Below are 7,231 nucleotides of genomic sequence, written 5' to 3'. Positions count from 1 at the left end.
CGTGGCCGCCGCGTACGCCAAGACCCTGACGTACTACGGCGCCAAGTCCGGTGACGCGAAGGCGAAGTCGACAGCGAAGGCGCTGCTGGACGGGATGTGGGGCAACTACCAGGACAGCCTCGGTATCGCCGTTCCGGAGACCCGCACCGACTACAGCCGGTTCAACGACCCGGTCTACGTGCCCAGCGGCTGGACCGGCAAGATGCCGAACGGCGAAGCGATCAACTCGTCCTCGACGTTCGCCTCCATCCGGGCCTTCTACAAGAACGACCCGGCCTGGTCGAAGGTCGAGGCCTATCTCAAGGGCGGCGCCGCGCCCGTCTTCACCTACCACCGATTCTGGGCCCAGGCGGACATCGCCCTGGCCATGGGCTCGTACGCGGAGCTGCTTGAGTAGCCCCCCGCCGGCGCTCCGCGTACGGACCCCGTCACCTGACGACGGGGTCACCGGCCGGGCGGTCCCCTCCCGCGCAGGGGACTGCCCGGCCATCCCAGGACAAGCTCGGGCCACCCACAAATCGGGAGCGCTCCCAATCCATGAAGGCAGGCCAACCCCGCGCGCAACTATGCCAGCGGTGAATTCGTGTGCTCGTCCCCCTCCGGCCGGTAAGATCGGTGATCTCTTGGGGGAGGTGGTCATGGGCAGGCGACGCCCGGGGGCACCGACGCTGGAAGAGGTGGCCGCCCACGCGCGGGTGGGGCGGGGCACGGTCTCCCGCGTCATCAACAACGCGGCGGGCGTGAAGGATTCGACGCGCCGGGCGGTTCAGCAGGCCATCGAGGAACTGGGTTACGTGCCCAATCTCGCGGCCCGTTCCCTGGCGGGCCGGCGGGCCGACGCCGTCGCCCTGGTCATGACGGAGCCGGACTGGCGGCAGTTCGCCGAACCCTTCTTCTCCGAGATCGTCAACTCGCTCGGGAACGCGCTGACAGACACCGGAATGCAACTGCTGCTGACCCTGGTCCGCTCGGACACCGAGCGGCAGCGCTTCCTCGAGTACGCGCGCGGCGGCCGGGTGGACGGTGTCCTGCTGATGTCCGTGCACGCCGACGACCCCCTGCCGGACATGCTCGCCGAGGCCCGGCTGCCGACCGTGCTGCTGGGGCGCCGTTCCGGAGAGGAGTACGTCAGCTACGTCGACGCGGACAACATCGGCGGCGCACGCAGCGCCGTCTCCCATCTCGTCCAACGAGGCCGCAGAGTCATCGCCACCATCACGGGGCCGCTCGACCTGTACGCCGCCCAGTGCCGGCTGCGCGGCTACGAGGAAGCACTCAAGCTCGCGGGGCTGAAGGGCGAGCCGACCCTTGCCGCCGAAAGCGACTTCACGGCGGACAGCGGGCGCCGCGCCATGGCCGAGCTCCTCGATCGGCATCCGGACATCGACGGCGTCCTCGCCGCGTCGGACACCACGGCAGCGGGCGCTCTGGAGGCCCTGCGCGCGGCCGGACGCCGGGTACCCGAGGACGTCGCCGTCATCGGCTTCGACGACTTTCCGCTGGCCCAGCAGACCGAACCACGACTGACGACGGTGCGTCAGCCGATCGAGGAGATCGGGCGGGCCATGATCCGGCTGCTCCTGGAGGAGATGGAAGAGGGCGCCGTGGCCTGGCGTCACGTCATCCTCCGTACCGAGCTCGTGGTTCGCGACTCCACCTGACGTCCGTCGCCACATCCGCGGGGAAAGCACCTCAGGCCGGCGCGCCGTGTCTTGTCCCCGCGTCCGACCTGCACCTCCGAAATCGGTTCAACGGGTTCATGCCCACAGTCTTGTCATGGACCTGGACCATCCCTACAGTCCTGCCGAGCCAAGGTTTGGGAGCGCTCCCATTCAGATAGTCGCGGGAGCACCACCCCACTACCCCCCATCCCTCTGAAGAGGATCCGCATGCGTCCTTCACCGCACCATGCCCGCAGCGCGCGTGGCCTGCTCGGCGCGCTGCTCACCTCGCTCGTCTCACTGGCCGCACTTCTGACCACGGCGTCGGCGGCACAGGCCGACACCACGATCTGCCAGCCCTTCGGTACTACGACCATCCAGGGCCGGTACGTGGTCCAGAACAACCGCTGGGGCACCAGTGCCGCCCAGTGCATCACCGCGACGGACTCGGGGTTCAGGATCACCCAGGCCGACGGATCCGTCCCCACGAACGGCGCTCCGAAGTCGTATCCGTCCGTCTACAACGGCTGCCACTACACCAACTGCTCGCCGGGTACCAACCTTCCCGCCCAGCTCAGCGCTGTCTCCACCGCACCTTCGAGCATCTCCTACAGCTATGTGAACGACGCGGTGTACGACGCCGCGTACGACATCTGGCTCGACCCCACGCCACGCACCGACGGCGTCAACAGGACCGAGATCATGATCTGGTTCAACAAGGTCGGATCCATCCAGCCGATCGGCTCCCCTGTCAGCAACGCCAGCGTGGGCGGGCGTGACTGGCAGGTGTGGTCCGGGAACAACGGCTCGAACGACGTGCTGTCGTTCGTCGCACCGTCGGCGGTCACCAGCTGGTCCTTCGACGTCATGGACTTCGCCCGGCAGGCCGTGTCGCGCGGACTGGCCCAGAACAACTGGTACCTGACGAGTGTTCAGGCCGGGTTCGAGCCCTGGCAGAACGGCGCCGGTCTCGCCGTGAACTCGTTCTCCTCCGCCGTGAACACCGGTTCCTCCGGTGGTGGCAACCCCGGCAACCCCGGCGGCTCCACGGCCTGCAAGGTGGCGTACGCGACGAACGTCTGGCAGGGCGGCTTCACCGCCGACGTCACCATCACCAACACCGGCTCCTCCCCCGTCAGCGGCTGGCAGCTCGCGTTCACCCTCCCCTCCGGGCAGCGGATCACCAACGCCTGGAACGCGAACCTGTCCTCGTTCTCGGGAGCCGTCACAGCGAGCAACATGAGCCACAACGCCCAGATCGCGGCCGGCGGCCAGGTGTCGTTCGGGTTCCAGGGCACAACCGACGGAGCCTTCGCCAAGCCCTCCGGCTACAACCTGAACGGGACGGCCTGCACCGCCGTCTGACACACGTTCACTCTCCGGGGCTCGTCTGTCCGCCGCACGGACCGGCGGGCCCTGGAAGCCTGATGGGAACCGCACGCTGACTCAGATCGGACACCCCATGGGAGAGGGCTGGTTGTGCGCGCCACTCGGAGGTTAGGGTCTCGGTAAGCGACCGCTTAGCCCTTCGGGAGCAGCGCGGTCGGCGGCGCCGGGAGAGACAGGGAGTCTGATGGCGGTCATCGACGCATGGATGCAGCACCCCACCCTCCGTCACTCCAACCACGAGATGTTCGAGTCGTTGCGCCGGTGGACGGGAGGAGGTCTGCTGGACGAGCCGTTGCCGGTGAAGGCCACGGTGGCCGCGATGGCCGCGGCGGATGTCGAGATCGGCCTGTCGGCGGCCTGGTACGGACCCCAGGGGCCATTGATCAGCAACGATGAGGTGGCCGAGTTCGTCGTCCAGTCCCAAGGGCGGCTGCGTGGGGTGGCCGGCGCGGACCTCACCCGCCCGGTCCGGGCGGTACGGGAACTCCGCCGTGCCGTGGAGGAACTCGGCTTCGTGGCCCTGCGCATCGTGCCCTGGCTGTGGCAACTCCCGCCCACCGACCGGCTGTACTACCCGCTGTACGCCGCCTGCGTCGACCTCGGCATCCCCTTCTGCACCCAGGTCGGGCACACCGGCCCGCTGCGGCCGTCCGAAACGGGCCGCCCCATCCCCTACGTCGACCAGGTCGCCCTCGACTTCCCCGAACTGACCATCGTGTGCGGGCACATCGGGTATCCGTGGACCACGGAAATGATCGCGGTGGCCGACAAGCACGCCAACGTGTACATCGACACCAGCGCCTACACCGCCCGCCGTTACCCCCGCGAGCTGGTCGACTATTTGCGCGGCCGGGGACGCGGGAAGGTGCTGTTCGGCACCAACTACCCCATGATCACTCCGGTAAAGGCCCTGGAGCACTTTGGTGAACTGGGCCTGGACGACGAGGCGACCGAACTGTTCCTGTCCGGCAACGCTCGACGGATCTTCAGCCTCTGAGCCCACCGGGTGAGCTCTGAACGACGGCGTCTGCCTCCTTGACGGCGGCCACCGGGTTCATCACGACGGTCCGTTCGTCCGTTCCGGCGCGACACCCGGGCGGTCGGTCTCCGATGTTCCCTTCACGCCCGCCCTGCCCCGGACACGAAGGCGTCGACGAGTGCCGTGGCCTCGGGCCGGCCCATCGCCTCGGCGATCACACGGGATTCCTCGCGGCCTGTCCGTTCTCGGGTCGTCTGCCACGAGCGCAGAAGGCGTCTGGTCTCCCCGAAGGCGTGGGTCGGTCCCGCCGCGAATGGCCAGCGTGATCGGCACGTTGAACGGAGCGATGACGCCGACCACCCCGACGGGCCTGCGGCGGGCGAACGACAGCCGCTCCTGCCCGGAGCGCAGCAGCTCACCGTAGGCCCCGGCGAGGGCGGCGGCCTCGTGGCACTCCTCCGCACCACCGCCGGCGACCTGTAGGGCGGCGAACGGCCGCATCGCACCGGACTCCCGGACCACCCAGGTCTCGATCTCCTGCTGATGTTCCTCGAACAGGCGCGCGGCGCGGCGCAGCACGGCGGCCCGGTCGGAGTACGGCCGAGCTGCCCACTCCCGCTGGGCCGGCACGGTCCGCTCCACCGTGATGGTGCGAACGTTATGCGTTGTGTCGCGAAGGTAGCGAGATGTTCTGATCATTCCCATTTATCCAGGTTTCGTACTGTGGACGGTCCGGCCGTGAAGGGTTCGGCAGGAGCTCTGGTCCCCGCCCTTCCGAGCAGGGAGTCGGCCGCCGAAGGGCTTGCGCACCGCGGGTCAGTTACTGGGCAGCGCCTGGGCCCTCGGGGCTGCGGCGTCCGCGGCTTCGGGTGTCACGGAGGTGTCGCCCGTTTGCTCATGGTCCAGGCCGACCGGCGCGCCTGCGGTGGCACTGCCCCGCAGAGCGAGCACGGCGATGAGTCCGGCCACCAGACTGGCACCGGCGCAGACATACAGGCCGAGATCAAGGCCCTCTTCGACGGCCTGACGTGCCAGCGGGACCAGTGTGCGCGACAGTTCGCCCAGGTCGGCGTTGGCGACCGCGATCGCGCCCCCGTCCGCGTTGACGGCACTGGCGACGCCCTTGGCCTGGGCGGGCAGCTGGGCGGTGCCGAGCTTCGTGGCGAGGGCGCCGGTCGCCGTACCGAGGGCGACGGCGCTGACGATCGCGGGGCCCAGCGCCTGCCCGGTCTCGCGAACCAGGCTGGTGACCGCGCTGGCCATACCGGCGTGCCGGATGTCGACGGTGCCGACCGCGACGGCCGTCAGCGCGGAGAACATCGTGATGAAGCCGACCCCCAGCAGCAGGATCGGTCCGGCCATCGACGCCAGATCGGTGGTGTCGCCCGCCAGCTGGGCCATCCAGATCTCACCCGCGGCGAGTGCGAGCAGACCGCCGACGAGCAGTACCCGGGGGTGCACACGTTGCAGCAGTTTCGGCAGGACGGGGGTGAGCAGCAGGGGGACCGCCTGGATGAGCGCGAAGGGCAGGGCGGCCTGGAGCGGGGAGAGGTGGTAGACGGTCTCCAGCTTGATGCTCAGCGCGTAGGCGGTGCCGATGAAGCCGAACATGGCGAGCAGTCCGATGGCGGCGGCCGCGGCGAAGGAAGGGATACGGAAGAGCTCAAGCCGCAGCATCGGCGTCCGCGACTTCCGCTCCGCGACGAGGAATCCCACGAAGGCGGCGAGGGCGATGGCAAAGGCGAGCACGATGTGCGCCGAGGTGTAGCCGTCGTTGGCGCCCTCGATGACGGCGTAGAGCAGTGCCAGCAGAGACACGGCGACCGTGAGCTGGCCCGGCCGGTCGAGTCCGCGCCCGGCCGGCTCGCGGGAGTCGACGATCCAGCGGGCGCTGACGGCCGCGGTGACCAGGCCGAGTACTGCGAGCGGTACGTAGGCCCAGTGCCAGTCGGCGTGCTCAGCGGTGAACCCGCTGATCAGCGGCCCGATCATGGCGCCGAACGCCAGACTGAGAGCCCAGTACGACAGGGCCCGGGCGCGGGCGGCGGGCTCCGGGGTTCCCGCGACGACCACCGCCAGCGACGAGGGGAAGACCGCGGCGGCTCCGAGTCCGGCGATCGCCTGGCCGGCGATGAGCTGGGTCAGCGAGCCCGAGGTGGCGACGATCAGACAGCCGACCGTGATCAGCAGTCCGCCCAGAACAAGGAGGCGCTTGCGTCCGAAGAGGTCGCCGAGGACGCCGAAGTTCAGCTCCAGGATGGCCGTCGGCAGGATGAACGCCGCGGGGATCCAGGCGAGCGCGGCGGCCGACGCCCCGAAGTCCCGCTGGATCACTCCGATGATCGGGGACGCGAGCGGGATGCCGATCTGGGCCGCACAGATGGCCAGGCAGGCGGCGATCAGGGTGGCACGGCCCAGCGGCGACGGGCCTTCGGCGGCGGCCGGGGCAGCGGTTCTCCCGGCATCGGAACGAGTCATGGGGTTGCCTCCAGTGGCGGCGCGGGCGGTCCCCGGTGGCTCAGCAAAGCCAGGACAGCTGTCCCGCATATTCGGACCTTTGTTGCGTACGACAGGACGCTGCACCTGCACTGCTTGAATCGTCAAGGGGCGGGAGTCGAGCAATTTCCTGTTGACGTCGAGATACCCAGCGCCCTAGTGTCCTGTTAAACGAAACTGGAATCCTGATTAAGGAGACACGAGCATGGCCATTACGGGACTTGGTCACACCGGCTTCTGGGTCGACGACCTGGAGACGATGCGCGACTTCTACTCCCGCGTCCTGGGACTGACCGTCACCGACGAGGACGAGGAGCGGGGCATCGTGTTCTTCTCCTCGCGCCCCGAGCTGGAGCATCACGAGTTCGTCCTCCAGCGGGGCCGCACCGCCCCTCCCGGCGCCAAGCTCACCCACCAGGTGTCGTGGCGCGTCGACTCCCTCGAGACGATCATCGACTTCCACCACCGGTTCCGCGCCGAAGGGATCGAGGTCCAGCAGGAAGTGACCCACGGCAACGCGATCGGGATCTACTTCTTCGACCCCGAGGGCAACCGCAACGAGGTCTACCTGCGCATCGAACGCGATGTGCGCCAGCCGTTCCGCAAGACCATCGACCTCGACCAGGACCCGGCGGACGTGCTCGCCGAGGCCCAACGGCTGCTGACCGAGGGCGGCCCCGCCTACCAGCCGGTCCAGTAACCAGCG

7 protein-coding genes are annotated in these 7,231 nt (G+C 68.9%); 5 read left to right on the top strand and 2 right to left on the bottom strand.

Annotated features, from left to right (window positions below; genetic code table 11):
* The 4 genes from SSP08S_RS44185 to SSP08S_RS44170 form a co-directional block, all read left to right on the top strand.
* On the top strand, positions 1-397 hold a 397-nt coding region (locus SSP08S_RS44185; RefSeq protein WP_026179359.1), incomplete at its 5' end, for a glycoside hydrolase family 48 protein.
* 241 nt (positions 398-638) lie between these two features.
* The gene (locus SSP08S_RS44180) at positions 639-1,661 is read left to right on the top strand and encodes a LacI family DNA-binding transcriptional regulator (protein WP_026179358.1); all 1,023 of its coding nucleotides are present in this window, start codon (positions 639-641) and stop codon (positions 1,659-1,661) included.
* Between the two features lie 228 nt (positions 1,662-1,889).
* Complete coding sequence (locus SSP08S_RS44175) at positions 1,890-3,026, top strand: glycoside hydrolase family 12 protein (protein WP_019074065.1); 1,137 nt, start codon at positions 1,890-1,892, stop codon at positions 3,024-3,026.
* A 208-nt stretch (positions 3,027-3,234) separates the two neighbouring features.
* On the top strand, positions 3,235-4,047 hold the full coding sequence (locus tag SSP08S_RS44170) for an amidohydrolase family protein (RefSeq protein WP_019074064.1): 813 nt from the start codon (positions 3,235-3,237) through the stop codon (positions 4,045-4,047).
* 60 nt (positions 4,048-4,107) lie between these two features.
* On the opposite strand, the gene SSP08S_RS64825 is transcribed toward SSP08S_RS44170, so the two are convergent.
* Complete coding sequence (locus SSP08S_RS64825) at positions 4,108-4,659, bottom strand: aldehyde dehydrogenase family protein (protein WP_439654600.1); 552 nt, start codon at positions 4,657-4,659, stop codon at positions 4,108-4,110.
* A 186-nt stretch (positions 4,660-4,845) separates the two neighbouring features.
* Positions 4,846-6,507, bottom strand: coding sequence for an MFS transporter (locus tag SSP08S_RS44160; RefSeq protein ID WP_019074063.1), 1,662 nt, complete (start codon positions 6,505-6,507; stop codon positions 4,846-4,848).
* Between the two features lie 223 nt (positions 6,508-6,730).
* On the opposite strand from SSP08S_RS44160, the gene SSP08S_RS44155 reads away from it, so the two are divergent.
* Positions 6,731-7,225, top strand: a complete 495-nt coding sequence (locus SSP08S_RS44155; RefSeq protein WP_019074062.1) for a VOC family protein — start codon at positions 6,731-6,733, stop codon at positions 7,223-7,225.
* Positions 7,226-7,231 lie beyond the last annotated feature (6 nt).

Origin of the sequence: Streptomyces hokutonensis, from assembly GCF_000376565.1 — a bacterium.
GTDB lineage: Bacteria > Actinomycetota > Actinomycetes > Streptomycetales > Streptomycetaceae > Streptomyces > Streptomyces hokutonensis.
This window is presented reverse-complemented; position numbering and strand designations above follow the sequence as displayed.